Genomic DNA, 23,472 nt, shown 5'->3' with positions numbered 1-23,472 from the left:
CGGGCCACGGCGCACATGCTGCCATCCCCCAAACGCAAACGGCCGCCCGAAGGCGGCCGTTGCGGCAGCGACCCGAGGGTCGCCGGGATTACTCGGCCTTGGCGGCGGCCGCAGCGGCCTGGCGCGCGACCTTGGCCTGCGCAGCGGCGGCCAGATCTTCCTTGATGCGGGCGGCCTTGCCTTCCAGGCCGCGCAGGTAGTACAGCTTGCCGGCGCGGACCTTGCCGCGGCGCTTCACTTCGACCGAGTCGATGGTGGCGCTGTGGGTCTGGAACACGCGCTCGACGCCGTAGCCGTGCGAGATCTTGCGCACGGTGAACGAGGAGTTCAGGCCGGCGTTCTTGGTGCCGATCACCACGCCTTCGTAGGCCTGCACGCGCTCGCGGTTGCCTTCCTTCACCTTGACGTTGACGACGACGGTGTCGCCCTGGTTGAACTCCGGCAGCTTGCGCTGGATCTGGGCGGCTTCGAAGTCGGCCAGGATGGTCTTGTTGAGCTTGCTCATGGTGGGCACCGCTTGTGTCTGGTGAGGTGGTCCGGCAGTCGCCGCACGGCGATTGCGCGATATCGGATGGGCCAAGCACGGAACGCACTGGCCGGAAAGCCGGGCATTTTAACCCAGCCCGGCGGCCATGGCTAGGGCCTGGGTGGATTTTCCTGTTCGGCGGCCAGGGCCGCCTCCCGCTCCTGGCGGAATTCCTGCAGCAGACGGCGGTCGGCCGCACTCAGCGCCGCCTCGTCCAGCAGTTCCGGGCGCCGCAGCCAGGTCCGCCCCAGCGCCTGCATGCGCCGCCAGCGCGCGATCGCGGCATGATTGCCGGAACGCAGCACCGCCGGCACCTCGCCCAGCGCGTGTTCGCGCGGATGGGTGTAGTGCGGGCAGTCGAGCAGGCCGTCCGGCCCCTCGAAACTGTCCTGAGCGGCGGATTCGGCGTCGTTCAGCGCCCCCTCCTGCAGCCGGGTCACCGCATCCACCAGCACCGCCGCGGCCAGTTCGCCGCCGGACAGCACGTAGTCGCCGATCGAGATCTCCTCGTCCACCGCAGCGGCGACGAAGCGCTCGTCCACGCCTTCGTAGCGCCCGCACAGCAGCAGCAGCCGCGGCAATGCAGCCAGTTCGCGGGCCTTGGCCTGGGTCAGCGGCTGCCCCTGCGGGCTCAGGTAGATCAGCGGCGCCGGCTGCGGATCGGCCGCGCGCACCGCCTCAAGGCAGGCCTGCAGCGGCTCGATCATCATCACCATGCCGGGGCCGCCGCCGAACGGGCGGTCGTCGACCTTGCGGTAGCCGCCGCTGGCATAGTCGCGCGGGTTCCAGCCGTGCAGCTCCAGCAACGCCCGCTCCTGCGCACGCCCGACCACGCCGAACCCGGCGCACTGGGCGACGAACTCGGGGAACAGGCTGATGACGTCGATGCGCATGAGGCTGGGAATGGGAGTCGGGAATGAGGAATGGGAAAAGCAAAAGCCAAAGCGGCCGCATGGCCGCATCGCTCAGAACTCGGGGTCCCAGTCGACCACGACCAGGTTGGCCTCGAAATCCACCGACTTGATGTAGTCCGGCTGCACGAACGGCACCAGCCGCTCGCGGTCGCCGCGCACCACCAGCACGTCGTTGGCGCCGGTGGAGAACAGGTGCGACACCTGCCCCAGCGCCACGCCGTCGACGGTGCGCACGTCCAGGCCTTCCAGGTCCACCCAGTAGTACTCGTCCGGGCGCGGCGGCGGCAGGCTGCTGCGCGCCACGTAGATCTCGGTGCCGCGCAGGGCTTCCACCGCGTCGCGGTCGGTGACCTCGGGCAGCGTGGCGATCAGGTACTTGCCGGATTCGCGGCCGCGCACGCCGGTGAGGCTGCTCTCGCTGCCGTCGGGCTTGCGCACGATCCAGGGCTGATAACGGAAAATGGCGAGGCGCGGCTCGGTCCAGGACTCGAGCTTGGCCTCGCCACGGATGCCGAACGCGCCGAGGACCCGACCGAGCAGGATGCGGCGCTGGCTGTCTTTCATCGGGGCAAACGCAAGGGCCGCGCACTCGGCGCGGCCCGCGGAATCAGGCCGCGGCGGCCTGGTTCTTGGTGGCTTCCTTGTACAGGTTGCGCACCTTGTCGGTCAGCTGCGCGCCATTGGACACCCAATGATCGACGCGGGCCAGGTCCAGCACCACGCGCGGCTCGGCGCCCTGGGCGACCGGGTTGTAGTAACCGACGCGTTCGATGTTGCGGCCGTCGCGCGCGCTGCGCACGTCGGTGACGATGATGTGGTAGAAGGGGCGCTTCTTGGCGCCGCCACGGGTAAGGCGAATCTTGACCATGGTGAGTTTCCGGTGTTGCCCAGTCGCCAGGATGGCGCGGTGAACCGACGAGTATAGCGACCGTCCCCGACGCTGCCAAGTCATTGCCGCTGACGCGGCAAGGGATTGGGGATCCGGGATTGGGGATCGCCAGAAGCGGTGCCGATGGCCGCGAGATGCCTCTTGAGCCGCCTAGATCGCCTGCCAGGGCTGGGTGCGCAGTGCCTGCTCCAGCAGGGCCAGCAACTCCTCGGCCGGGCGCAGCGCGCGCCCGTCCACCGCTGCCACCGCCTGCTGCCCGCGGGCATTGCAGGTGAAGGCGGCCACGTCCGCCCCGAGTTCCTGCAGCAACAGCGGCCGCTCGCGCTGCGCCACGCCGAGTTGGGCCAGGCCCGCCTGCAGCAACCGCTGCTGGGTGCCGCGCAGCGCCGGCGCCTGCGGCCAGTGCAGGCAGGCCCCGTCCCACAGCCCCAGGTTCCAGGTCGGCCCCTCGGCCACCTGCCCCTGTGCGTCCACGAACAACGCATCGTCGGCGCCGGCCTGCAGTGCCAGGCGGCGCTGCTGGAATGCGCCGAACGTGCCGACGTGCTTGAACTGCGGCGCCTCGCGCGCGAACACGCTGCTGCGCAGGCGCAGCGGTGCCGCCTCGGCCTGCGCCGGTTCCGCCAGCGATACCAGCAGTTCCACCGCGCAGTCGTCGGCGGCCCGACGCAACGAGAAGGCCGGCGCGACCACCGTGATGCGCAGCGACGCATCGCCGCTGCCGAACGCGGCCAGCGCCGCCCGCAGTGCGTCGCGCACGCGATCGGCGGGCAACGTGCTGCCGAACAGCGCGGCGTTGGCCTGCTGCAGCCGCTGCAGATGCAGCTCGAGCCCGCGTACGCCGCCGCCGCGGACCTGCATGGTGCTGAAATGCCCATAGTTCACCAGGGCGGCCGCGGCCAGCAGCTCGGCCGGCGCAGGCTGCCCGTGGTGAAAAACCTGTGCGCTCACGACAAGGCCTGCGCCTGTGCCCACCAGCGCGTCAGCAGCGCCGCCACCGGCTCGGCCGGCGCCATCCATGCCGACTGCCCCGCCCAGGCCTGCATCGCCGCGAGGCGGTCGGCACGCTGCGCGGCCTGGCGCATCGGCGCGGTCAGCGCACGCTGTACCGGGTACGGCCGCGGCGGCGGTGCGTCCGGCGCGGCGGCGGCGCGCACGTAGTCGGTGACCAGCGCCCGGCCCAGGCGACCGGAGAAGGCGCGGGTCAGCGTGGTCTGCTCGGGTTCGGCCTGGGCCAACGCGGCCGCCCAGGCCGGCGCCAGCGCCGCCTCGGGGGTACGCAGGAAGGCGGTGCCGATCTGCACCGCGCTCGCGCCCAGGGTCAGCGCGGCGGCGATGCCGCGGCCGTCGCCGATGCCGCCGGCGGCGATCACCGGGATCTGCAGACGATCGGCCAGCCGTGGCAGCAGCGCAAACAGCCCGGTCAGCTGCCGCTCGGCACGGTCCGCGGCGAAGGCGCCACGGTGGCCGCCGGCCTCGGCGCCCTGCGCGACCACCGCATCGGCGCCGGCGGCCTGCGCGGCCAGCGCCTCGTCCAGGGTGGTGGCGCAGGCGAACCAGGCGATCCCGGCCTGCTGCAGGCGCTGCACCTGGTCCGGCCGGAACAGGCCCATGATCGAGGAGGCCACCGCCGGGCGCGCCGCGAGCAGGGCCTCGAACTGGGCATCGAAATCGGCCGGCGCCGCATCGCCGGCGGCCGCCGCGACCGGCGGGCCCCAGGCAGCGAGAAAGGCGCGCACGTCGGCCTCGGCGGCGGCATCGCGCGCGGGCGGCGGATCCGGCACCCACAGGTTGACCTGCGCCGGCCCGCCACCGGCGGCGCGGAACGCATCCATCCACGCCTCGATGTCCTGCGGCGCGGACAGCACCGCGCCCATCGCACCCATACCGCCGGCCGCGGCGACCGCGGCCGACAGCGGCACCGGGCAAGCGCCGGCCATGGGGCTGAGCAGGATCGGCAGGCGCAGGCCGAAGCGCTCGCAGAACTGCAGCGCCCTCGCCTGCGCCGCGGAGTCCGGGCGTGGCGACGGCACCATCTCAGCCGGCCTGCTGCAACAACTGCACGATGCGCGGCCAGCCCATGTGCTGCGCCAACTCCAGCGCCGTCCGTCCCTGCGGCGTGCGCAGCGACGGGTCGGCGCCATGCTGCAGCAGCAACGCCACCGGCTGGTAGTTGCCGGCCAGCGCGTCGCGCTGCAACAGCGTCCAGCCCTGCCCGTCACGCGCATGCACCGCCTCGGGGTGGCTGCGCAGATTCTCGTCGATGCGCGGCGCAATGTTCTCGCTCATCGGGTGCTCGCGCAGCGACAGTTCGGCAGCCGCGTCGGCGGCGGCGCCGTCGTCCGGCGCCTGCGTCGGCGACGGCACCAGCTGCACCTGCCCGGGCGGACCGAATTCCAGTCCCCAGGCCGCATCGTGTTCTGCGCGCTCGTCGGCCGCCATCTCGCGCCGCTGCGCGTCGATGGTGTAGCCGCCATAGACCTTGCCGCCGATGACGTACATCCAGTCCTCCAGTTCGGCGAACGGCAAGGCCACCTCGGCGCCGGCCTGCAGCGACGCGATGTCGTGCGGATCGTTGAGCAGCGTGCCGGAGACGGTCTCGCCATCGAACTGCACGTCGCCGACCCACATGTGTTCGAACGGCGGCGCCTCGGGATCGCCGGCATCGGTCGCGAATGCGAACTTGACCGCCGCCATTTCCAGCCCCGGCACGATGCGCCGGTACTCCCAGGACAGTTCGCGCCAGAAGAACTTGAACGTCCCGCGGGCGGCGATGTAGGCCGCCTGCATCGCGGCGTCCTCGTCGCCGGTGAAATACATCGCATGCTCGCTCATCAGCGTGATGTCCCTTTCAAAAAAAATCCACGGTCCGACGGCAACGCCGCCGTCCAGGCAATGCCTCGCGCGGCTCGCCCGACGGACGCGCTCAGCGGAACGGCAGGCCGCCGCGGCCGCCCATGCCGCCGAGCATGCCCTTCATGCCGCGCATCAGGCCCTTCATGCCGCCGCCGGCCATCTTGCTCATCATCTTTTCCATCTGCTGATACTGCTTCATCAGCTTGTTGACGTCGGCCGGCTGGGTGCCGGAGCCGCGGGCGATGCGCGCGCGGCGCGAGCCGTTGAGCAAGCCCGGGTTGCGCCGCTCCTTCTTGGTCATCGAACCGATGATGGCGATCATCCGCGGCACGTCCTTGTTGCCGGCGACCTGCTGCTTGAGATGGTCGGGGATCTGGCCCATGCCCGGCAGCTTGTCCATCAGCCCGGACAGGCCGCCCATGTTCTGCATCTGCTCGAGCTGGTCGCGCATGTCGTTGAGGTCGAACTTCTTGCCCTTGGCGACCTTCTCGGCCAGCTTCTGCGCCTTGTCCTTGTCGACCTGGTGCTCGACCTGCTCGACCAGCGACAGCACGTCGCCCATGTCGAGGATGCGGCTGGCCAGGCGATCGGGGTGGAACACGTCCAGGCCGTCGGGCTTCTCGCCGACGCCGATGAACTTGATCGGCTTGCCGGTGATGTAGCGCACGCTCAGCGCGGCGCCGCCACGGGCGTCGCCGTCGGTCTTGGTCAGCACCACGCCGGTCAACGGCAGCGCCTCGCTGAACGCCTTGGCGGTGTTGGCCGCGTCCTGGCCGGTCATCGCGTCGACCACGAACAGGGTCTCGGCCGGGGTGATCGCCGCATGCAGCGCCTTGATCTCCTCCATCATCGCCGCGTCGATGGCCAGGCGGCCGGCGGTATCCACCAGCAGCACGTCGACGAAGGACTTGCGCGCGTCGGCGATGGCGGCGCGAACGATGTCCACCGGCTTCTGCGAGGCCTCGGACGGGAAGAACAGCACCCCGACCTGCTCGGCCAGGGTCTTGAGCTGCTCGATCGCGGCCGGGCGGTACACGTCGGCCGACACCACCATCACCTTCTTCTTGCGCTTTTCCTTCAGGTGCTTGGCCAGCTTGCCGACCGTGGTGGTCTTGCCCGCGCCCTGCAGGCCCGCCATCAGCACGATCGCCGGCGCCGGCACGTTGAGGTTGAGGTCGCTGGCGGCCGAGCCCATCACCGCGGTCAGCTCGTCGCGCACGACCTTGATCAACGCCTGGCCCGGGGTCAGGCTCTTGAGCACTTCCTGGCCGACCGCGCGCACCTTGATGCGCTCGATCAGCGCCTGCACCACCGGCAGGGCGACGTCGGCCTCGAGCAGCGCGATGCGCACTTCGCGGGTGGCTTCGCGGATGTTCTCCTCGGTCAGGCGACCGCGGCCGCGCAGGCGCTGCATGGTGCCGGAGAGGCGTTGGGTGAGGGATTCGAACATGCGGGCGGGTCGCGAGCGGGAAACGGCCGTCGATTATAGCCGGGCGCGCCACCGATCCCTGCCGCCGCCGTCACGGCGGCCTGTCCGATATGCGAAACTGCCGCGATGCTCATCACCGTCCTCGCCACCCTGCTGTACCTGGCCGCCACCGGCCTGCTGATCGCCGCGGTGGTGCGCGACCGGGTGGACCGCAGCCGCGCCTGGCTGTGGCCGGCGCTGCCGGCAGTGGCGCTGCACGCCGGCTATCACGTGCAGGTCGCCCTGCACACCGCTGGCGGACCGGACATGCATTTCTTCGCCGCGCTGTCGCTGGTCAGCCTGGGCATGGCGCTGATGACCACGCTGGTCGGCGCCAGCGGGCGCATGGCCGCACTGGGCGTGGTGGTGTTCCCGCTGTCGGCGGCGCTGCTGCTGGCCTACCACGGCTATGGCCACGAGCCGGCGCCGGTGCTGGACTGGCGACTGCAGCTGCATGCCTGGCTGGCGCTGCTGGCCTACGCCACGCTGGGCATCGCCGCCCTGCTGGCAGTGATGCTGTGGCTGCAGGAACGCGCGCTGCGGCGCCGCGACTTCCATCCCTGGCTGCGCGCGCTGCCGCCGCTGACCGCGCTGGAGACGCTGCTGTTCCGCACCATCGTGGTCGGCTTCATCCTGCTGACCCTGACCCTGCTGACCGGGGTGCTGTTCGTGCAGGATTTCCTGGCGCAGCGGCTGGTGCACAAGACCGTGCTCAGCGTGCTGTCGTGGATCGTGTTCGGCGCGCTGCTGTTCGGCCGCTGGCGCTACGGCTGGCGCGGGGTCAAGGCGGTGCACTGGACCCTGGCGGCAATGGTGCTCCTGCTGCTGTCGTTCTTCGGCAGCAAGTTCGTGATCGAACTGGTGCTGGGGCACGCGCAGTAGCCTGGCGAGGCTAGCGCGGCGTGTGTTTTTGTAGGAGCGGCTTCAGCCGCGACCGGGCATTCCTGGGAGTGCCCGGTCGCGGCTGAAGCCGCTCCTACAAGGCTCCAGCATCAACCGCCGCCCTGCTCCGCCAGCGCTGCCTCCACCGCCGCCCACGCCGCGTCGCGGCCAACGTCGGCGAACCGGTACACGATGCGATGGCGGTAGACCTCCCCGGGACGCAGGATGCAATCGGGAAAGCCCGGCTGGTTCGGCGCGTCCGGATAGCCCTGTGGCTCCAGGCAGATGCCGCGGCCCAGCGCCGGATGCTGCCGGTCCAGGCCCTGGCCCTCGTACAGCTGCACGGCCGGCATCGGGCTGGCGATGCGCACGGCCACGCCGCTGTGCGGCGAATACAGCAGCGCGGTGCAGTCGTGGCCGTCGGCCAGCACCAGGCAATGGTCGTAGCCGGCACTGAGCGTCAGTTGCGGATCGGCGGCGATGTCCTTGTCGGCGATGGCGCGCGCCTGGCGGAAATCGAACGGCGTGCCGGCCACCGCGGCGACCTCGCCACGCGGCAACAGCGCGGCATCGCGCACCGGCAGGTAGCGGTCGGCCGGCACCCGCAACCACTGCGCCGCGGCGGGCACCGCGGCGTCGCCGGCCAGGTTGAAATAGGGGTGATGGGTGAGATTGAGTGGGGTCGGCGCATCGGTCTGCGCGACGAATTCGACGCTCAGGCAGCGGCCGTCGACGCGGTAGGTCGCCTCCACCGCGACGTTGCCCGGGTAGCCCTCCTCGCCCGCCGGCGAGTCGTAGCGCAACTGCAGCGTGCGCTCGGTCTGCGCCAGCACCGTCCACACCCGGCGGCCGAAGCCCAGCGCGCCGCCATGCAGGTGATTGGCGCCCTCGTTGGCGGTGACCGCGTAGTGCCGGCCATCGACGGTGAAGGCCGAGCCGGCGATGCGGTTGCCGAAGCGCCCGACCAGCACGCCCAGGTAGGCCGGATCCTGCAGGTAGTCCTGCAGCGTCGGCAGGCCTAGCACCAGCTCGGTCTCGCCATGCGCGCCGCGCAGGCGCAGGCTGCGCAACAGGCCACCGTAGGTCAGCAGTTCGGCACGCAGGCCGTCGCCGCTGTCCAGGACCACGCGCTGGATGGCAGTACCGTCGGGAAGATGACCGAAGAGCGAGGACATGCAGGAGCCTGTTCGGTGATGCGCATGCGCGGGGCCCGCAGCATAACCAGCGATGGCGCGGCGCGGCCATCGCTGCGCGAGCAGCGGCCGTGCGCTGTGCGATAGCGCGCACACTCGCGGACCGGGCTGCGCGCGGGGCGGTGCCGCGTATTGCAATTCGGATATGGCGGCAGCGCATTCGGACATTGGTCCGCTCTGCGCGTCTCTTTTATGCTCGGGACAGGGGCAACCGGGGACAGGCGCGGAGCGACGCGTGCCGGGGGTTGCGCCACCCGAATGCGGCATCGGTTTGGCGCCACGTCGTGGCCGCCTGCCGGCCGTCACTCCCATGCAGCGCTGGCGACGGCGCGCCTACCCGACAAGGAGTTCCCGATGCGTTCGCCCCGTTTCCTGAAGCAACGTGCGGCGCGGTGGCGGCGGCTGCCGCTGATCGCCGCGACGTTCGGCCTGGCACTGGCCGCCACGCTGGCGCGGGCCGCCGACGTCGAGGTGCGCGGCACCTTGCGTGCCGACCGCCCTGGCCCCGCGGTGTCGCGCCACCTGTTCGGGCAGTTCGCCGAGCACCTGGGCACCGGCATCTACGGCGGCGTCTGGGTCGGCCCGGACTCGACGATTCCCAACACCCGCGGCTACCGCAACGACGTGGTCGCCGCGCTGAAGGCACTGAACGTGCCGGACATTCGCTGGCCCGGCGGCTGCTTCGCCGACGAGTACCACTGGCGCGACGGCATCGGCCCGCGCAGCCAGCGCCCGACCAGCGTCAACACCCACTGGGGCGGCGTGGAGGAACCCAACAGCTTCGGCACCCACGAGTTCATGGACTTCACCGAACTACTCGGCACGCAGGCCTACGTGGCCGGCAACGTCGGCGACGCGGCGCCGGACGAGATGGCGCAGTGGGTGGAATACATGACCGCGCCCACCCGCTCGACCCTGGCCGAACAGCGCCGCCGCAACGACCGCCAGGCGCCGTGGAAGGTGCCGTTCTTCGGCGTCGGCAACGAGCTATGGGGCTGCGGCGGCAACATGCGCGCCGAGTACGCCGCCGACGTGTTCCGCCGCTACCAGACCTTCGTCAAGGCGCCGGCCGACCAGAAGATCATGAAGATCGCACCCGGCCCCAGCGATGCCGACTATCACTGGACCGAGGTGATGATGCGCGAGGCCACCAAGTTCATGGATGGCCTCAGCCTGCACTACTACACCATCCCCGGCGGCTGGCCGCCGCGCGCCTCCTCCACCAGCTTCGACGAGGCGGCCTGGATCGAGACGCTGTCGCGCACCCTCCTGATGGACGAGCTGATCACCAAGCACAGCGCGATCATGGACAAGTACGACCCGGACAAGAAGGTCGCGCTGGTGGTCGACGAATGGGGCACCTGGTACAAGGGCCTTCCGGACGTGAACCCGGGTTTCCTGCGCCAGCAGAACACCTTGCGCGACGCGCTGGTGGCCTCGCTCAACCTGGACATCTTCGTCCAGCATGCCGATCGCGTGCGCATGGCCAACATCGCGCAGATGGTCAACGTGCTGCAGGCGATGATCCTCACCGACGGCGACAAGATGCTGCTCACGCCGACCTATCACGTCTTCATGCTGTACAAGCCGTACCAGGACGCGACCGCGCTGCCGCTGCAGATCACGACGCCGGACTACCGGCATGCCGGCTACACGGTACCGGCGGTGCACGGCTCGGCGGTGCGGGCCAAGGACGGGCACGTGTACGTGGCGCTGACCAATCTGGACCCCAACCGCAGCGCCAACGTCGCAGTCCAGGTCGATGGCGTGCAGGCGCGCGGCGTCGCTGGGCAGATCCTGACCGCCCCGACCATCGACGCGCTCAACACCTTCGCCCAGCCGCAGGCGGTGCGCCCGGCCGCGTTCGACGGCGCCCACGTGCGCGGCGATACGTTGCAGGTGGCGCTGCCGGCCAAGGCGATCGTGATGCTGAAGCTGCAGTAGCCCCCAACCACTGCCACTCTCCTAGCCCCTCTCCCCCGGGAGAGGGGTTGGGGTGAGGGTCGGTCGCGCCGCACATCCATCCCAGTCCCACGCCACCGCTCGAAAGCGCGCGCGAGGGAGAGCTACCTGCCACCGCATCCCCCACCTCCCCGCCAGTGAGGGCGAACTAGAACGATTCGTGCGGCGCACTCGCCCCGCTCCCACCCGAGGGCTGGAGTCCTGGGCGGCGCGACCTTCTGCGCGCTAGTCCTCCGGATCGGTCAGCAGCGCGAACAGCGACTGCCCGTCCGGTGCGACCAGGTCGCTGACCGCCCAGCAACCGTTGCCGCGGCGCTGCAACTCGATCTTGACCGAGCGCGCCCGCGCGGCGCGGCCGCCGAGTGCGAGCCGGTAGTCCATGCGCACTTCCACCACGGTGGCCTGCGAACCGCCCGAGACCAGGGTGAAGGTCGGCGCGCCCTGGATCTCGCCGTCCTGCGCGCTGGTCCACGGATCGAAGTCCAGCCGGCACACGCCCTCGCGTGCGGCGCAGCGCTGGTCGGCCTGCAACGCGTGCGCGAAGGCCGGCGTCAGCAAGCCGTCCAGGTTCTGCGGTTGCCAGTAGAAATCGCGCGCCTTGTACAGGCGCTCGGCCATCTGCAACGGCGTCGCGCATGCCGGCGGCTGCGCCGCGGCGAGCGCCGGCGACAGGGCAAGCAGGGTCAGGAGGGCGAGACGGCGATGCATGGGCGGCTCCGGCGATCGGGGCCGGCTATGAAGCCCGGTTCGCGGCGCCGACGCAAGCGCCAGGCCTCGGCGTGGCGAACGGAACGTTGCACACCATCGTCAGGTGGGCGCGGGCGGCGCACAGGAGCTACCGTTGACGCCTGCCCGATGAGGATGCCGAGCGCCGTCCGCCTCCATCTGGCGGCTGCGCGGCCGTAGTGCACTTAAAAAAAGAGGAGCCGGCGAACCGGCTCCTCGTCCTCCTACCGCATTGCCGGATGGCAATCCGGCTCACGCGGCCTTGACCGGCGCATAGCCGTCGAAGGTCATGCTCGCCGATGCCCGTCCCTGGGTCAGCGAGCGCAACGCAGTGGCATAGGCCTGCAGTTGCGCCAGCGGCGCCTGCGCCACGACCTCGGCGCGGGCGCCACGCTCTTCGATCGCCACGACGCGTCCCTCGCGCCGCTGCAGATCGCCGAGCACGTCGCCGACGCTGTGCGCGGGCGTGTCGATCGCCACCGCCATCACCGGCTCCAGCAACTGCGTGCCGACCTGCGCCAGCGCCGCCTTCACCGCGTCCGACGCCGCGCGCTGGAACGCCAGGTCCGACGAATCCACCGCATGCGCCTGGCCATCGACCAGCACCACCTCCACACCGACCACCGGATGGCCGAGCGGGCCTTGCGCCAGCGCCGCACGCGCGCCTTTCTCGGTGGCGGCGACGAAGGTCTTCGGCACGACGCCGCCGCGGCTGCGGTCGACGAAGGTCACCGCGCCGTCCGCGCGCGGCAGCACGTCCAGCACCACCTGCGCGAACTGGCCCTGGCCGCCGTTCTGCTTGGACAGCCGTGCGGCCACGCCCAGCGCGGCCGCACGCGGCGTTTCCTGGTAGGCCACGCGCGGCGCACCGGTGCGCACGTCCACGTGCCACTCGCTGCGCAAGCGCTCCACCATCACCTCCAGGTGCAACTCGCCCATGCCCCAGATCACCGCCTCGCCGGTCTCCGGATCGCTGTCGACGCGGAAGGACGGATCCTCCTGCGCCAGCCGCGCCAGGCCCTGACCCAGCCGCACCAGCTCGGCCGCATTGGCCGCGCCGAGCCGCCACGCCAGCACCGGCGGCTGCGTGCGGATGCGTTCCAGCACCCACCGCGCCTGCACGCCGCTGAGCGTCTCGCCGCTGACCGCGTCCTTCCAGCCGAGCACGGCGACGATCTCGCCGGCCTCGGCCTGCGCCACGTCGTGGGTGCGCTGCGCCTGCACCACCGCCAGCCGCCCGACCCGGCGCGGACGCCGCGCATGCGACGTCCACACCGTGTCGCCGACGCGCAAGGTGCCCGAGTACACACGCACGAACGCCAGCGGGCCCTGCGCGGTATGCGCGAACTTGAACACCAGCGCCGCCAGCGGGCCGGACGGATCCGGCGCGAGCAACGTCTCGTGTCCGCCTTCGCCACCGGCATCGCCGTCGGCGTCGGCCCGTGCAGCCACCGGCGGGCGGTCCAGCGGCGACGGCAACCAGTCGACGATCGCGTCCAGCAACGGCTCGATGCCCTTGCGCTTGAACGCCGACCCGGCCAGCACCGGCACGCCGGCGCCGGCCAGGGTGGCCCGGCGCAAGGCGCCGCGCAGCAGCTCGGCGTCGATCGCGCGCTCCTCGAGATAGGCCTGCGCCAGCGCCTCGTCGTGTTCGGCCACCGCGGCGATCAACTGCTCGCGCGCCTCCGCGAACGCGGCCGCCTCCTCGGCATGCCAGGCGCGCGTGTGCAGTTGCCCCGCGTCGTCCCAGGTCAGCAGGCGGCCGCCGACCAGGTCGCTCCAGCCGTCGAAGCCGGAGTCGCCCGGCAACGGCACGCCGACCGCCCAGACCGTCGCGTCGAGCTTGCTGCGCAACTGCGCCAGCACACCGTCGAACGACGCGCCGGCACGGTCCATCTTGTTGACGAACGCGAGCATCGGCACGCCGTGGCGGCGTGCCTGCCGCCACACGGTCTCGGATTGCGGCTGCACGCCGTCGACCGCGGAGAACACCGCGACCGCGCCGTCGAGCACGCGCAGCGAGCGTTCCACCTCGATCGCAAAATCGATGTGTCCGGGGGTGTCGATCAGGGTCAGGCGATGCGTCGGCTGCCCGGCCGGCGCCCACTGCACCTGCACCGCGGCCGCGCCGATGCTGATGCCGCGCGCGCGTTCGATGTCCGAGAAGTCGGTGGTGGCGGCGCCATCGTGGACTTCGCCGAGACGATGGATCGCACCGGCGGCCCACAACAGGCGTTCGGTGAGGGTGGTCTTGCCGGCGTCGATGTGGGCGATGATGCCGAGGTTGCGCCAGCGGGAAAGGGTGTTCGTGTTCATGAGAAAGGTTCCGCATTGCCAACACTGGGGAAGCCGCATGCCCCGGTTGGCGAGGCTGGCATGCGGCTAGGGTTCGGGTTCGGCGGCGTAGTGCATGGCACGTTCTCCTTGGCGTGTCGGAACGGTGGAACAGCGAAAAAACAGGCATAAAAAAAGCACCCATCGGGTGCTTGTCTGCGGCGGATCGGCGATGGCCGGCGTTAGCGCACGGCGTCGTCCATTCCTTCAGGCAGGCGCACCCGGCCTGCGCTGACGCGCAGGGCGTTGGGCAATATCAGCAGCGGTGCGTACGGCATGGCGGCGTGACGATGGGTGCGAATGAGGGCGACAAGTCTGGACCTGCGCGAGGGCCCGGTCAATGCGGGCGGCGCGGCGCCGCTGGAACGCTCGGAGGCGGTGCGTGCAACGCTGGCGCGCATGCACTCAATGCCGACTCCGCACGGGCGCACGGGCGCACTGCCGTATGCCCCTGCGGCGCCATGGGGCGGAACATTCCGCTCGCGCCGCCCCCGAATTGTCGCGCCGGTGCGGCAGAAAGCCTGCCGGCACCGGCGCGATGCGCGCATCACCACCCGATGTTGGTGTTCTGTACCAAGCCGGCAGCGGCGTTCGGGCCCTTCCAGAGCACGTTGCCCATCGCCACGCCGTACTGGCCGCCACCCCAGAACAGCGATTCCTTGCCGCTTGAGCGGCAATGGTTGCCGATGATACTGACTCTGGAGATGTTGTTGAAGAACATCGCGGTGTCGCGCGTGTTGTTGAAGATGTTGTTGTGGACGGTGATGTCGTGGATGCGGCCGACGGTGTCGGAAACCACCGACAACTGGAAGTCGCCGCCTTCGAAGGTGTTGTCGGCGAAGGTGATCGAGTTGGCGTCCTGGCTCAACGAGCACACCACCGTGCCGGGTTGCCCCGACAGCCAGTTGCCGATGCATTTGACGTAGGAGCTGTTGTTGGTGACCTGCACCGAGGCCACCTTGACCTGGTCGATCACGTTGTGCGAGATGTTGATCTCCATGCCGCGGTCGACGTAGACGCCGATGCCCGAACCGGCGGAGGCGAGAATGGTGTTGTTGACGATCCTGACCCCTTCCGGCTGCGCCGACGTCGACCCCAGATAGACGCCCCCGCAGCCGAGCATGTAGTTGCCCTCGACGAACGAATTGATGCCGCCGTCGCGGTTGTAGACCGCGTAGTCGCCGATGGAATTGAAGAAACACTCGCGGATCTGGTAGCCCTCGCCGCCGACGCAGTGGAAGCCGTTGGACAGGAACCGCGAGAACGCCACGCCGCGGATCAGGATGGTGCGGTCGTCCGGACGATCCGGTGCGGAGTACGCGTACTCCACGCCGTTCTGCGCGCGGTTCATGCCATCCAGCCCCAGGTCGAACAGTGCGGCATTGCCGCCGAGCACGTAGACCAGGGCCACGTTGGCCGGGAAGTTGTCGCCGGCGCGAATGGCGCAGTTCTGCCCCGCGCCGGCCACCACGAAACCGGCCGCGCTGTTGACCTTGCTCTTCACGAACAGCGGCGCGTCGACCCGATAGGAGCCCTTGGGAAAGAACACGTAGCCGCCATCGGTGCCCACGCTGTCCAGGGCCGCCTGGATCGCCGGCTGGTCGTTGCTGGCACCATCGCCGACCGCGCCGAAATCCTTGACGTTGACGATGGGGGACGATGGTGCCGCTGCCTGCGTGGTGTTGGGATTGGCGTTGGCGCCGGCGACGTCCACGCCGGCGAGCGCGGCCACTCCTGCCATGCCGCCAAGGCCCACGAAACGGGAAAAGTCACGGCGCGACATTCCCGCCGCAGGACGTTGTCCATTCGAATGCTGTTGCATGTGCATCTCTCGTCTTGGTGAAAAGGGTGTTGGTGAAGAAGCCGCGTCGGCGGCAGCGCATGTGATCCGAAAAAATTTTCAGCCTGCACCTGCCAGCGACGGCGATCGCGCCGGAGGCAGCGATGCGCCGTCCGCGGTCGGTCGGGGTCAAACGGTCCAGATCTCGCCGAAGACCCGTTCGAAGTTCAGGCCCAGCACCTTGTCGGCGACGCGGGCGCTGTAGCCCTGGCGCAGCAGTGCGTCGGCGACGCGTTCGAGCTTGCGCGGGGTGTTGGCGTCGGGCAGATAGGGCAGCCGGTTCTCGCCCGGGGCGCCGATGCCGTCGCGGCGGCGCTGCACCAGGTCCGCCTCGAACGCGCGCCGGTCCTGCTCGGTGATCGGGAAGAACAGCGAATCGGTGCCGATGCCGACATGGTCCTCGCCGCACACGTCCAGCGCGTGCTGCAGGTGGCGCATGTAGTCGGCCAGGTGCGGTTGGCGGCTGTCCTCGGTCAGGAACGGCAGCATGTAGACGCCCATGACCCCACCCTTGCCGGCCAGGGCGCGCAGCTCGGCGTCCTGCTTGTTGCGCGGATGCGCAAACACCGCGGCACAGCCGGCGTGGGTGATGACCGGCGGGCGCTGCGACAGGGCGATGCCGTCGCGGGTGGTCTGCAGGTTGGAATGGCTCAGATCCAGCGCCACCCCAAGCCGGTTCATGCGCGCGATGGCGTCGCGGCCGAGCGCGGTGACGCCGCCGCTCTCGCCGTCCAGGCAGCCCACGCCGAACGGCGTGGTGCGGTTGTAGGTGAGTTGCATGACCCGCACACCGAGCTGGCGGAACAGATCGATGCGCGCGGGCTTGTCCTCCAGCATCGCCGCCGACTCGAAGGAAAAAATCAGCGCGACGCGCCCCTCGCGCTTGGCGCGGCGCAGGTCGGCCGGTTGCAGCACCTTGAGGAAGTGCTGCGGATAACGCTCGACCAGCGCCTGCGCGGCGGCAATGTCCTGCACGGCGGTCTCGAAGTCGCCGGCCGCACCGCCCAGCGTGGTCTTCAGCGCCGACACGCCGGAGTCGCGCAATTGCTGCAGCAGCTGCGGCGTATCCGGGCCGCCGAACACCTGCCCGATCGAGGCCAGCGCATTGGCGTCGAGCACCAGCGCGCGCCGGTACAGCGCATCGGCATCGCCCGCATCGGCAGCGGCGGCGCTGGCGATGGCGGCCCCTGGCAGCAAACCGGCCACTGCGCCCGCGGCACCGGCGCCCAGGCATTGCCGCCGCGTCCATCCCTTGCTCATCGCTTCGCTCCCCGGTGCGTCCTGCGGTGTCGGCCCGCATGGGTGACGGGCATGCGCGATGCGCGCGCGAGGCACCATACCGCAAACGCGCCCCGCCCCACCACGTGACGCGGCGCGCGCATGGATTTCGCGGCCCCGGCCTCCTATCATCCGCCGACACTTCCAGGACGGCCGCCCATGACCACCCCGCAGATGTCGGTGTACTTCTTCCTGCAGGCGGCGGTGATCCTGCTGGTGTGCCGCCTGGTCGGCCTGCTGGCCAGGCGCCTGGGCCAGCCGCAGGTGGTCGGCGAGATGATCGCCGGCGTCGCGTTGGGGCCGTCGCTGTTCGGCGCGCTGCTGCCGGACGTGCAGCAGGCACTGTTTCCCAAGCCGACCCTGGACATGCTGTACGTGGCCGCGCAGTTCGGCGTGGGCCTGTACATGTTTCTGGTCGGCACCGATTTCCGCGGCGACCACTTCCGTACGCGCTACCGCAGCGCGATGGGCGTGTCGCTGGCCGGCATCGCCGTGCCGTTCGTGCTGGCGTTCGTGCTGGCGCCGTGGCTGCTGCACGTGCCGGGGCTGTTCTCGGCCAAGACCAAGCTGCTGGAGGCGTCGCTGTTCCTGGGGGCGGCCATCGCCATCACCGCGTTCCCGATGCTGGCGCGGATCATCCACGAGCGCGGTCTCACCGGCAGCCCGCTGGGCACCCTGGCGCTGACCGCCGGCGCGGTCGACGACGCCGCGGCCTGGTGCATCCTGGCGGTGGTACTGGCCAGCTTCGGCGGCAGCTGGGGCAGCGCCTATCTGGCAATCGGCGGCGGCGTGGGCTATGCGCTGTTCATGCTGCTGGTCGGCCGCCACTGGCTACGCCGCCTGGCCGACCACGTGCGCGCCGACCAGCCGCTGAGCGCCGGCGTGCTGGCGGTGGTGCTGATGCTGTTCTGCACCAGCGCCTGGGCGATGGATGCGATCGGCATCCACGCGGTGTTCGGCGGCTTCCTGCTCGGCGCCTGCCTGCCCAAGGGCGCGCTGACCGAGAAGCTGCGCGAGCAGTTGCAGCCGTTCGTGGTGGTGTTCCTGCTGCCGATGTTCTTCACCTTCTCCGGCCTCAAGACCGAACTGAGCGTGCTGCTGGATCCGCAGATCCTGCTGGCCGCCGGCGTGGTGCTGCTGGCCTCGTTCCTGGGCAAGGGCATCGCCTGCTGGGGCGCGGCACGGCTGAGCGGCGAGAACAACCGCAATTCAATGGCGATCGGCGCGTTGATGAACGCGCGCGGCCTGATGGAACTGATCATCATCAACATCGGCCTGCAGGCCGGGGTGATCGAACAGGGTCTGTTCTCGATCCTGGTGCTGATGGCCATCACCTCCACGCTGATGGCCACGCCGCTGTTCAACTGGGTGATGCGCCGGGCAGGCGGCGACGCGCTGCCGGCGGTGGCGGGCGGGAGGCCCTGAGGCACGCAGGCGCTCGACGGCGGCCCGCACCGCAACCACGATTCGCGGCGAGCAACTCGTCGGCCCTGCCCGCCCTACCCGGATCCCGGACGAAACGCGCCGTCAGAGCGGCGTCAGCCGCCACAGTCCATAGGGATTGGCGAACAGATCGCCGGGTTGGAACTGGCTGCTGGCCTCGGCCTGGAGCCGATAGCGCGGCGCGCCGTGCGCGACGGAAAAGGTGTGGCCCTCGCGCACGTCGGGCGCTTCGTTGAACAGGTAGCAGGTGAAGGTGTGCAGCAGGCCGACCGGATCGGGCGCGGCCTGCGCCGCGACGATCGCGTCCTTCATGCCGAACTGGTGCATGCCGCAGGAATGCACCTGCTCGCCAGTGATGTTGAGCACATAGGCGCGATGGGCACTGCCCAGCGGCAGGTCCGCGCACAACTGGCGCCAGTCGGCCGGGCTGTGGGCAACGCCGCTGCTTTCCACCTTGACCCCCAGGCCGCCGGCATCCAGCAACGCCGCGGCCGCGCGCATCATCGTCTCGGCACGCACCCGCGAACCGCCGGCGCCGATGAGGTAGACGACGGACGCATGCGTGCCGATGCGCGCCATGTCCGCGGAACCGCGCCAGTGCGGTCCGGCGGCGGCGAACGCGTCGGCCATGCGTGCATCGTGTGGCTCGTGCTGCAGTTCGCAGGCCTGGCCGCTGTCCATGTGCATCAGCACCTGCCCGGCGAACAGGTAGCCGCCGCTGTCCTGGACGATGCGCGCCAGCAGGTCGGACCGATCCGGCCATGGGCCGGGAATGCAGAGCACGATCTTGGGGGGCTCGATCAAGGGAGGCGGCTCCTTGCCGTCAGAGGGAATCACATGCGCGAGCAGTTCACCGGCATGGCCGCCGCCGCGACGACGCGCCGGCCATGACCGCCGCGATTCAGGTCAGTGCCGTCATCACGCCCTTGCGGTAGGCCGGGCGCTGCTGCAGGCGCTGGTACCAGGCATGAAGATGCGGCAGCGTCGGGCGCTCGATCGACATCTCGAACCAGGCATAGGCGAAACTGCCCAGCGGGATGTCGCCCATCGCGAAGTGCTCGCCCGACAGCCACGGCTGCTGTGCCAGCGCGGCGTCGGCGGTGCGCAACAACTCGGCCGAGTGTTCCAGCGCGGCGGCGATCCTGGCGGCGTCGCGCTGCTCGGGCGCGGTGCGCAGCACGCCCCAGAACAGATCACGGAAAGCGCCGGCGAAGCGCGAGGTGGTCCAGTCCATCCACTTGTCGCCCTGCGCGCGCAGCACCGGATCCTGCGGATACAGCGTGTCCGGCGCGTAGCGCGCGGCCAGGTAACGCACGATGGCGTTGGATTCCCACAACGCCAGGCCATCGTCCTCGATGGCCGGCACCAGGCCGTTGGGATTGAGTGCGCGATAGGCTGGTGCGTCGTTGCCGCCGAACGCGCCGCCGACCTCGATGGAGGTGTAGGCCAGGCCGATCTCCTCGGCGCACCACAGCACCTTGCGCACGTTGCTCGAATTGTGGCGGCCCCAGATCTTCAGCATGTCGGCGCTCCCGTTGCGTCCGGGAATTCTACGCCGCCGCGCCGCTCAATCGCCCATCGCGGCGTCCGGCAGGCGCCGGGTCAGCAGCCGCTGCAGCAGGCAGAACAGCAGCAGCAGGCCGCCGATCACGATGCGCGTCCACCACGAGCTGAGCGTGCCGTCGAACACGATCAGGGTCTGGATCGCGCCCAGGATCAGCACGCCGAACAAGGTGCCGATCACATAGCCGCTGCCGCCGGCCAGCAGGGTGCCGCCGATCACCACCGCGGCGATGGCGTCCAGCTCCAGGCCCTGCGCGTGCAGGCTGTAGCCGGACAGCATGTAGAACGTGCACACCACCCCGGCCAGCGCCGAGCAGAAGCCGCTGAAGGCGTAGACGCGCACCCGGGTCGCCTCCACCGGCAGGCCCATCAGCCGCGCCGAGGCCTCGCTGCCGCCGAGTGCGTACACGCAGCGGCCGAAGCGGGTGTACTGGGTCAGCCACATGCCCAGCGCCACCATGGCCAGCGCGATCAGCGCACCGACCGACAGCGATGCGCCACCGCCCAGCGGCAGCCGCGCCTGCGCGATCGCGGTGTACAGCGGGTCGGTGATGGGGATCGAATCGACGCTGATCAGCGTGCTGGCGCCGCGCGCCAGGAACATGCCGGCCAGGGTGACCACGAAGGGCTGCAGACGGTAGCGCTGGATCAGCAGGCCCATGCCGGCGCCGAACGCGCTGCCGAGCAGCAGCACCAGCGGGATCGCCGCCAGCGGCGACCAGCCATGGCGCTCGACCAGCGACGCCGACAGCACCGTGGCGAAGGCCAGCACCGCGCCCACCGACAAATCGATGCCGCCGCTGAGGATCACCAGGCTCATGCCCACCGCGGCGATGCACAGGAAGGCGTTGTCGATCAGCAGATTGGCGAGCACCTGCGGCGCCAGGAAGCCGTCGTAGAGCACGCCGCCGGTCGCGAGCATGGCCACGAACAGCGCCACGGTGATCGCCAGCGGCAGGCGTGCGCCCTGCAGCATCCCCGTCGCCTTGCGCCGGCCGGGCACCGCCAAGCGCGGAGCCGCCGCGCTCATGGCCGCACCTGCGGCTGGGGCCGCTTGATCCAGCCGCGCAGGGTGGCGCGGAAGGCCGGCGACTGCAGCAGCATCACCGCGAACACCAGCAGCGCCTTGATCAGCATGGTGACCTGCGCCGGCACGCCGAACGCGTAGATGGTCGCGGTCAGGGTCTGGATGATCAGCGCGCCGATCACGCTGCCGGCCAGGCTGAAGCGGCCGCCATCGAGCAGCGTGCCGCCGAGGGTGACCGCGAGGATCGCGTCCAGTTCCATCAGCTGCCCGGCGTTGTTGGCGTCGGCGCTCTTGACGTTGGAACTGATCAGCAACCCGGCCAAGCCGGCGCTGAACGCGCAGAACACGTACAACAGCACGGCGATCAGCCGCGCCCGCACGCCCGCCACCCGCGCCGCACGCGGGTTGTGGCCGATCGCGCGTACGAACAGCCCCAGCGCGGTGCGCCCCAGCAGCAGCTGCAGCGCCAGGAATACCGCCGCGACCACGAACAAGGCGAATGGCAAGCCGAGCAGGAAGCCGTTGCCGAGGTAGAAGTACGGCGGGTAGTAGATGGTCAGGATCTGCCCGTCGCCGATGAGCTGCGCGATGCCGCGCCCGGCCACCATCAGGATCAGCGTGGCGATGATCGGCTGCATGCCGACCTTGACCACCAGCAGCCCGTTCCACAGCCCGCATAGCGTCGCCACCAACAACGGCGCCAGCAGCACCGCCCACAGCGGGAAACGGCTGTGCTCGCCGCCGCCGATCATCCAGGCCGCCACCGTCGCGGCGATCGCCACCACCGCGCCGACCGAGATGTCCAGGCCGCGCACCGCGATCACCAGGGTCATGCCCATCGCCACCAGCGCCAGCGGCGCGGCGCGGTTGCCGATGTCGATCAGGTTGCCGTACAGGTGGCCGTCGCGCCATTGCAGGCTCAGGAAGCCGGGGTCGAACAGGCCGTTGCCGAGCAGCAGCACGGCCAGCGTCGCCAGCGGCCAGAACAACGGGTGCGCGCGCAGCCGTGCCGGCCAGCGCGGTACGGTGGTGTCGGGCGTGGCGGCGGCGCTCACGCCGCACTCCCGGCGATCAGGTCGAAGATCGCCCGCTCGCCGCAGCCACCGGGCAGTTCGCCGACCAGGCGGCGTTCGCGCAGCACCGCGATGCGGTGGGCGATGCGCGCGATCTCGGCGACCTCGGCGGAGATGAACAGCACCGCCATGCCCTCGCGGGCCAAGGCCAGGATCCGGGTCATGATGTCTTGCTTGGCGGCGATGTCGATGCCGCGGGTGGGTTCGTCGAGGATCAGCAGCCGCGGCCGCGTCGCCAGCCAGCGCGCCAGCACCACCTTCTGCTGGTTGCCGCCGGACAGCAGCCCCACTGGCGTCTCCAGGCTGGCGGTCTTGATGCCGAGCACATCCACGTAGCCCTGCGCGATGCGCACCTGCTCGGCCGGCGCCAGGAACCGGCGCAGGCCCAGGCGCGCCTGCAGCGCCAGCACGATGTTCTCGCGCACCGACAGCTCGGCGACGATGCCCTCGGTCTTGCGCTCTTCCGGGCACAGCGCCAGGCCATGGGCGATCGCGTCGGGCGGGCCGCGCAGCGCCACGGCGCGGCCGTCGATCGCCACGCGACCGCGATCGGCACGGTCCAGCCCGAACAGCAGCCGCGCCAGTTCGGTGCGGCCGGCGCCGAGCAGGCCGGCCAGGCCCAGCACCTGGCCGCGGCACACGTGCAGATCGACCGGCTGCAGCTGGCCGCGCCGTCCCAGGCCCTGCGCCTGCAGCAGCGGCACCGCGTCCTCGGGTGCGGCCGCGCGCACCGTGGCGGCCGCGGCGCTGGCCGGATCGAGCGCGCGCCCGACCATCGCCGCGACCAGTTGCGGCGCGGGCAGCGCATCGGGCGTGTATTCGCCGACCAGGCGCCCGTTGCGCAGCACGCTGATGCGGTCGGCCACCGCGTACACCTGGTCCAGGAAGTGGGTGACGAACAGGATCGCCATGCCGGCCTCGCGCAGCGCACGCATCACCCGGAACAACTCGGCCACCTCGCCTTCGTCGAGGCTGGAGGTGGGTTCGTCGAGGATCAGCACCCGCGCCGACACGCCGACCGCGCGCGCGATCGCCACCATCTGCTGCACCGCCACCGGATAGCTGCCCAGCGCGCGGCGCACGTCGACGACGATGCCCAGGCGCTGCAGGCTGGCCTCGGCTTCGCGTTCGACCCGGCGCCAGTCGATGCGCCGCGGCCAACCGCGCAGCGGATAGCGGCCGGCGAACAGGTTCTCGGCCACCGACAGGTTCGGGCACAGGTTCACTTCCTGGTACACGGTGCTGATGCCGAGGCGTTGCGCCTGCTGCGGCGAGGCCGGCGCGACGACCGCGCCGTCCAGCGCGATGCGCCCGGCATCGGCCGCCGTCACCCCGGTGAGCAGCTTGATCAGCGTCGACTTGCCGGCGCCGTTCTGGCCCATCAGCGCGTGGATCTCGCCGCCGCGCAGGCGCAGCGCCACGTCCTCCAGCGCGGCCACGCCAGCGTAGGCCTTGCTCAGTCCCTGCGCCTCCAGCAGCAGCGGATGCATGCGCGCGC

The 23,472-nt window shown here is 70.5% G+C and carries 21 protein-coding genes; 3 read left to right on the top strand and 18 right to left on the bottom strand.

What is annotated here, in order from left to right; translation table 11 throughout:
- Positions 1 to 88: 88 nt before the first annotated feature.
- From rplS to ffh, 8 genes are all read right to left on the bottom strand, one after another.
- On the bottom strand, positions 89 to 505 hold the full coding sequence (gene rplS, locus Q7W82_RS08950; RefSeq protein WP_010342237.1) for a 50S ribosomal protein L19: 417 nt from the start codon (positions 503 to 505) through the stop codon (positions 89 to 91).
- A 131-nt stretch (positions 506 to 636) separates the two neighbouring features.
- Positions 637 to 1,419: a tRNA (guanosine(37)-N1)-methyltransferase TrmD gene (trmD, locus tag Q7W82_RS08945; protein WP_242156522.1), complete on the bottom strand. Its 783-nt coding sequence runs from the start codon at positions 1,417 to 1,419 to the stop codon at positions 637 to 639.
- Positions 1,420 to 1,491: 72 nt separating this feature from the next.
- Positions 1,492 to 2,004 (bottom strand): ribosome maturation factor RimM, encoded by a 513-nt coding sequence (rimM, locus tag Q7W82_RS08940; RefSeq protein WP_160947679.1) that lies wholly within the window; start codon positions 2,002 to 2,004, stop codon positions 1,492 to 1,494.
- Between the two features lie 43 nt (positions 2,005 to 2,047).
- Positions 2,048 to 2,308 carry a 30S ribosomal protein S16 gene (gene rpsP, locus Q7W82_RS08935; RefSeq protein ID WP_010342240.1) on the bottom strand — a complete coding sequence of 87 codons (261 nt, stop codon included), beginning with the start codon at positions 2,306 to 2,308 and terminating at the stop codon, positions 2,048 to 2,050.
- Between the two features lie 171 nt (positions 2,309 to 2,479).
- Positions 2,480 to 3,280: an aminotransferase class IV gene (locus tag Q7W82_RS08930; protein ID WP_242156520.1), complete on the bottom strand. Its 801-nt coding sequence runs from the start codon at positions 3,278 to 3,280 to the stop codon at positions 2,480 to 2,482.
- On the bottom strand, positions 3,277 to 4,365 hold the full coding sequence (locus Q7W82_RS08925; RefSeq protein WP_242156519.1) for a nitronate monooxygenase: 1,089 nt from the start codon (positions 4,363 to 4,365) through the stop codon (positions 3,277 to 3,279). Before Q7W82_RS08925 ends, Q7W82_RS08930 begins: the two co-directional genes overlap by 4 nt.
- 1 nt (position 4,366) lies before the next feature.
- The gene (locus tag Q7W82_RS08920) at positions 4,367 to 5,164 is read right to left on the bottom strand and encodes a DUF2314 domain-containing protein (RefSeq protein WP_242156518.1); all 798 of its coding nucleotides are present in this window, start codon (positions 5,162 to 5,164) and stop codon (positions 4,367 to 4,369) included.
- Positions 5,165 to 5,255: 91 nt separating this feature from the next.
- On the bottom strand, positions 5,256 to 6,635 hold the full coding sequence (ffh, locus tag Q7W82_RS08915) for a signal recognition particle protein (protein WP_160947675.1): 1,380 nt from the start codon (positions 6,633 to 6,635) through the stop codon (positions 5,256 to 5,258).
- 105 nt (positions 6,636 to 6,740) lie between these two features.
- Here ffh and ccsA point away from each other — a divergent pair, with 105 nt between their 5' ends.
- Complete coding sequence (ccsA, locus tag Q7W82_RS08910) at positions 6,741 to 7,535, top strand: cytochrome c biogenesis protein CcsA (protein WP_160947674.1); 795 nt, start codon at positions 6,741 to 6,743, stop codon at positions 7,533 to 7,535.
- 110 nt (positions 7,536 to 7,645) lie between these two features.
- On the opposite strand, the gene Q7W82_RS08905 is transcribed toward ccsA, so the two are convergent.
- The gene (locus Q7W82_RS08905; RefSeq protein WP_242156517.1) at positions 7,646 to 8,710 is read right to left on the bottom strand and encodes an aldose epimerase family protein; all 1,065 of its coding nucleotides are present in this window, start codon (positions 8,708 to 8,710) and stop codon (positions 7,646 to 7,648) included.
- A 372-nt stretch (positions 8,711 to 9,082) separates the two neighbouring features.
- Between Q7W82_RS08905 and Q7W82_RS08900 the strand changes: the two genes are divergently transcribed.
- Positions 9,083 to 10,672 (top strand): alpha-L-arabinofuranosidase C-terminal domain-containing protein, encoded by a 1,590-nt coding sequence (locus Q7W82_RS08900; RefSeq protein ID WP_242156516.1) that lies wholly within the window; start codon positions 9,083 to 9,085, stop codon positions 10,670 to 10,672.
- A 243-nt stretch (positions 10,673 to 10,915) separates the two neighbouring features.
- Here the strand turns inward: Q7W82_RS08900 and Q7W82_RS08895 are convergent, their stop codons facing one another.
- The 4 genes from Q7W82_RS08895 to Q7W82_RS08880 form a co-directional block, all read right to left on the bottom strand.
- The gene (locus Q7W82_RS08895; protein ID WP_160947672.1) at positions 10,916 to 11,398 is read right to left on the bottom strand and encodes a hypothetical protein; all 483 of its coding nucleotides are present in this window, start codon (positions 11,396 to 11,398) and stop codon (positions 10,916 to 10,918) included.
- Between the two features lie 270 nt (positions 11,399 to 11,668).
- Positions 11,669 to 13,732, bottom strand: coding sequence for an elongation factor G (gene fusA, locus Q7W82_RS08890; protein WP_242156515.1), 2,064 nt, complete (start codon positions 13,730 to 13,732; stop codon positions 11,669 to 11,671).
- 565 nt (positions 13,733 to 14,297) lie between these two features.
- Positions 14,298 to 15,482, bottom strand: a complete 1,185-nt coding sequence (locus tag Q7W82_RS08885; RefSeq protein WP_242156514.1) for a glycosyl hydrolase family 28-related protein — start codon at positions 15,480 to 15,482, stop codon at positions 14,298 to 14,300.
- 237 nt (positions 15,483 to 15,719) lie between these two features.
- Positions 15,720 to 16,850: a membrane dipeptidase gene (locus tag Q7W82_RS08880; protein ID WP_242156513.1), complete on the bottom strand. Its 1,131-nt coding sequence runs from the start codon at positions 16,848 to 16,850 to the stop codon at positions 15,720 to 15,722.
- Positions 16,851 to 17,027: 177 nt separating this feature from the next.
- On the opposite strand from Q7W82_RS08880, the gene Q7W82_RS08875 reads away from it, so the two are divergent.
- A complete protein-coding gene (locus Q7W82_RS08875) occupies positions 17,028 to 18,293 on the top strand; it encodes a cation:proton antiporter (RefSeq protein ID WP_242156512.1) in 1,266 nt (421 codons plus the stop codon).
- A gap of 102 nt (positions 18,294 to 18,395) precedes the next feature.
- On the opposite strand, the gene Q7W82_RS08870 is transcribed toward Q7W82_RS08875, so the two are convergent.
- From Q7W82_RS08870 to Q7W82_RS08850, 5 genes are all read right to left on the bottom strand, one after another.
- Complete coding sequence (locus tag Q7W82_RS08870; RefSeq protein ID WP_242156511.1) at positions 18,396 to 19,115, bottom strand: DUF4261 domain-containing protein; 720 nt, start codon at positions 19,113 to 19,115, stop codon at positions 18,396 to 18,398.
- Between the two features lie 97 nt (positions 19,116 to 19,212).
- Positions 19,213 to 19,833 (bottom strand): glutathione S-transferase, encoded by a 621-nt coding sequence (locus tag Q7W82_RS08865; protein WP_242156510.1) that lies wholly within the window; start codon positions 19,831 to 19,833, stop codon positions 19,213 to 19,215.
- A 45-nt stretch (positions 19,834 to 19,878) separates the two neighbouring features.
- On the bottom strand, positions 19,879 to 20,904 hold the full coding sequence (yjfF, locus tag Q7W82_RS08860; RefSeq protein ID WP_242156509.1) for a galactofuranose ABC transporter, permease protein YjfF: 1,026 nt from the start codon (positions 20,902 to 20,904) through the stop codon (positions 19,879 to 19,881).
- Entirely contained in the window at positions 20,901 to 21,956 is a 1,056-nt protein-coding gene (locus tag Q7W82_RS08855; protein ID WP_242156508.1) for an ABC transporter permease, read from the bottom strand. The genes yjfF and Q7W82_RS08855 overlap by 4 nt, the downstream gene beginning before the upstream one ends.
- Positions 21,953 to 23,464 carry a sugar ABC transporter ATP-binding protein gene (locus tag Q7W82_RS08850; RefSeq protein ID WP_242156507.1) on the bottom strand — a complete coding sequence of 504 codons (1,512 nt, stop codon included), beginning with the start codon at positions 23,462 to 23,464 and terminating at the stop codon, positions 21,953 to 21,955. The genes Q7W82_RS08855 and Q7W82_RS08850 overlap by 4 nt, the downstream gene beginning before the upstream one ends.
- Positions 23,465 to 23,472 lie beyond the last annotated feature (8 nt).

The sequence above is a fragment of the Xanthomonas indica genome (assembly GCF_040529045.1).
Classification (GTDB): domain Bacteria; phylum Pseudomonadota; class Gammaproteobacteria; order Xanthomonadales; family Xanthomonadaceae; genus Xanthomonas_A; species Xanthomonas_A indica.
Note: the sequence above shows the minus strand (reverse complement) of the source record. Positions and strands in the feature narration are given on the sequence as shown.

Excerpts from the sequence above, each read along its gene's own strand:
- rimM (WP_160947679.1), bottom strand. The coding sequence starts at position 2,004 with ATGAAAGACAGCCAGCGCCGCATCCTGCTCGGTCGGGTCCTCGGCGCG.
- fusA (WP_242156515.1), bottom strand. The coding sequence starts at position 13,732 with ATGAACACGAACACCCTTTCCCGCTGGCGCAACCTCGGCATCATCGCC.
- trmD (WP_242156522.1), bottom strand. The coding sequence starts at position 1,419 with ATGCGCATCGACGTCATCAGCCTGTTCCCCGAGTTCGTCGCCCAGTGC.
- Q7W82_RS08875 (WP_242156512.1), top strand. The coding sequence starts at position 17,028 with ATGACCACCCCGCAGATGTCGGTGTACTTCTTCCTGCAGGCGGCGGTG.
- Q7W82_RS08850 (WP_242156507.1), bottom strand. The coding sequence starts at position 23,464 with ATGCATCCGCTGCTGCTGGAGGCGCAGGGACTGAGCAAGGCCTACGCT.
- ccsA (WP_160947674.1), top strand. The coding sequence starts at position 6,741 with ATGCTCATCACCGTCCTCGCCACCCTGCTGTACCTGGCCGCCACCGGC.
- Q7W82_RS08895 (WP_160947672.1), bottom strand. The coding sequence starts at position 11,398 with ATGCATCGCCGTCTCGCCCTCCTGACCCTGCTTGCCCTGTCGCCGGCG.
- Q7W82_RS08905 (WP_242156517.1), bottom strand. The coding sequence starts at position 8,710 with ATGTCCTCGCTCTTCGGTCATCTTCCCGACGGTACTGCCATCCAGCGC.
- rpsP (WP_010342240.1), bottom strand. The coding sequence starts at position 2,308 with ATGGTCAAGATTCGCCTTACCCGTGGCGGCGCCAAGAAGCGCCCCTTC.
- rplS (WP_010342237.1), bottom strand. The coding sequence starts at position 505 with ATGAGCAAGCTCAACAAGACCATCCTGGCCGACTTCGAAGCCGCCCAG.
- Q7W82_RS08920 (WP_242156518.1), bottom strand. The coding sequence starts at position 5,164 with ATGAGCGAGCATGCGATGTATTTCACCGGCGACGAGGACGCCGCGATG.
- Q7W82_RS08880 (WP_242156513.1), bottom strand. The coding sequence starts at position 16,850 with ATGAGCAAGGGATGGACGCGGCGGCAATGCCTGGGCGCCGGTGCCGCG.
- Q7W82_RS08925 (WP_242156519.1), bottom strand. The coding sequence starts at position 4,365 with ATGGTGCCGTCGCCACGCCCGGACTCCGCGGCGCAGGCGAGGGCGCTG.
- ffh (WP_160947675.1), bottom strand. The coding sequence starts at position 6,635 with ATGTTCGAATCCCTCACCCAACGCCTCTCCGGCACCATGCAGCGCCTG.
- yjfF (WP_242156509.1), bottom strand. The coding sequence starts at position 20,904 with ATGAGCGCGGCGGCTCCGCGCTTGGCGGTGCCCGGCCGGCGCAAGGCG.
- Q7W82_RS08900 (WP_242156516.1), top strand. The coding sequence starts at position 9,083 with ATGCGTTCGCCCCGTTTCCTGAAGCAACGTGCGGCGCGGTGGCGGCGG.
- Q7W82_RS08865 (WP_242156510.1), bottom strand. The coding sequence starts at position 19,833 with ATGCTGAAGATCTGGGGCCGCCACAATTCGAGCAACGTGCGCAAGGTG.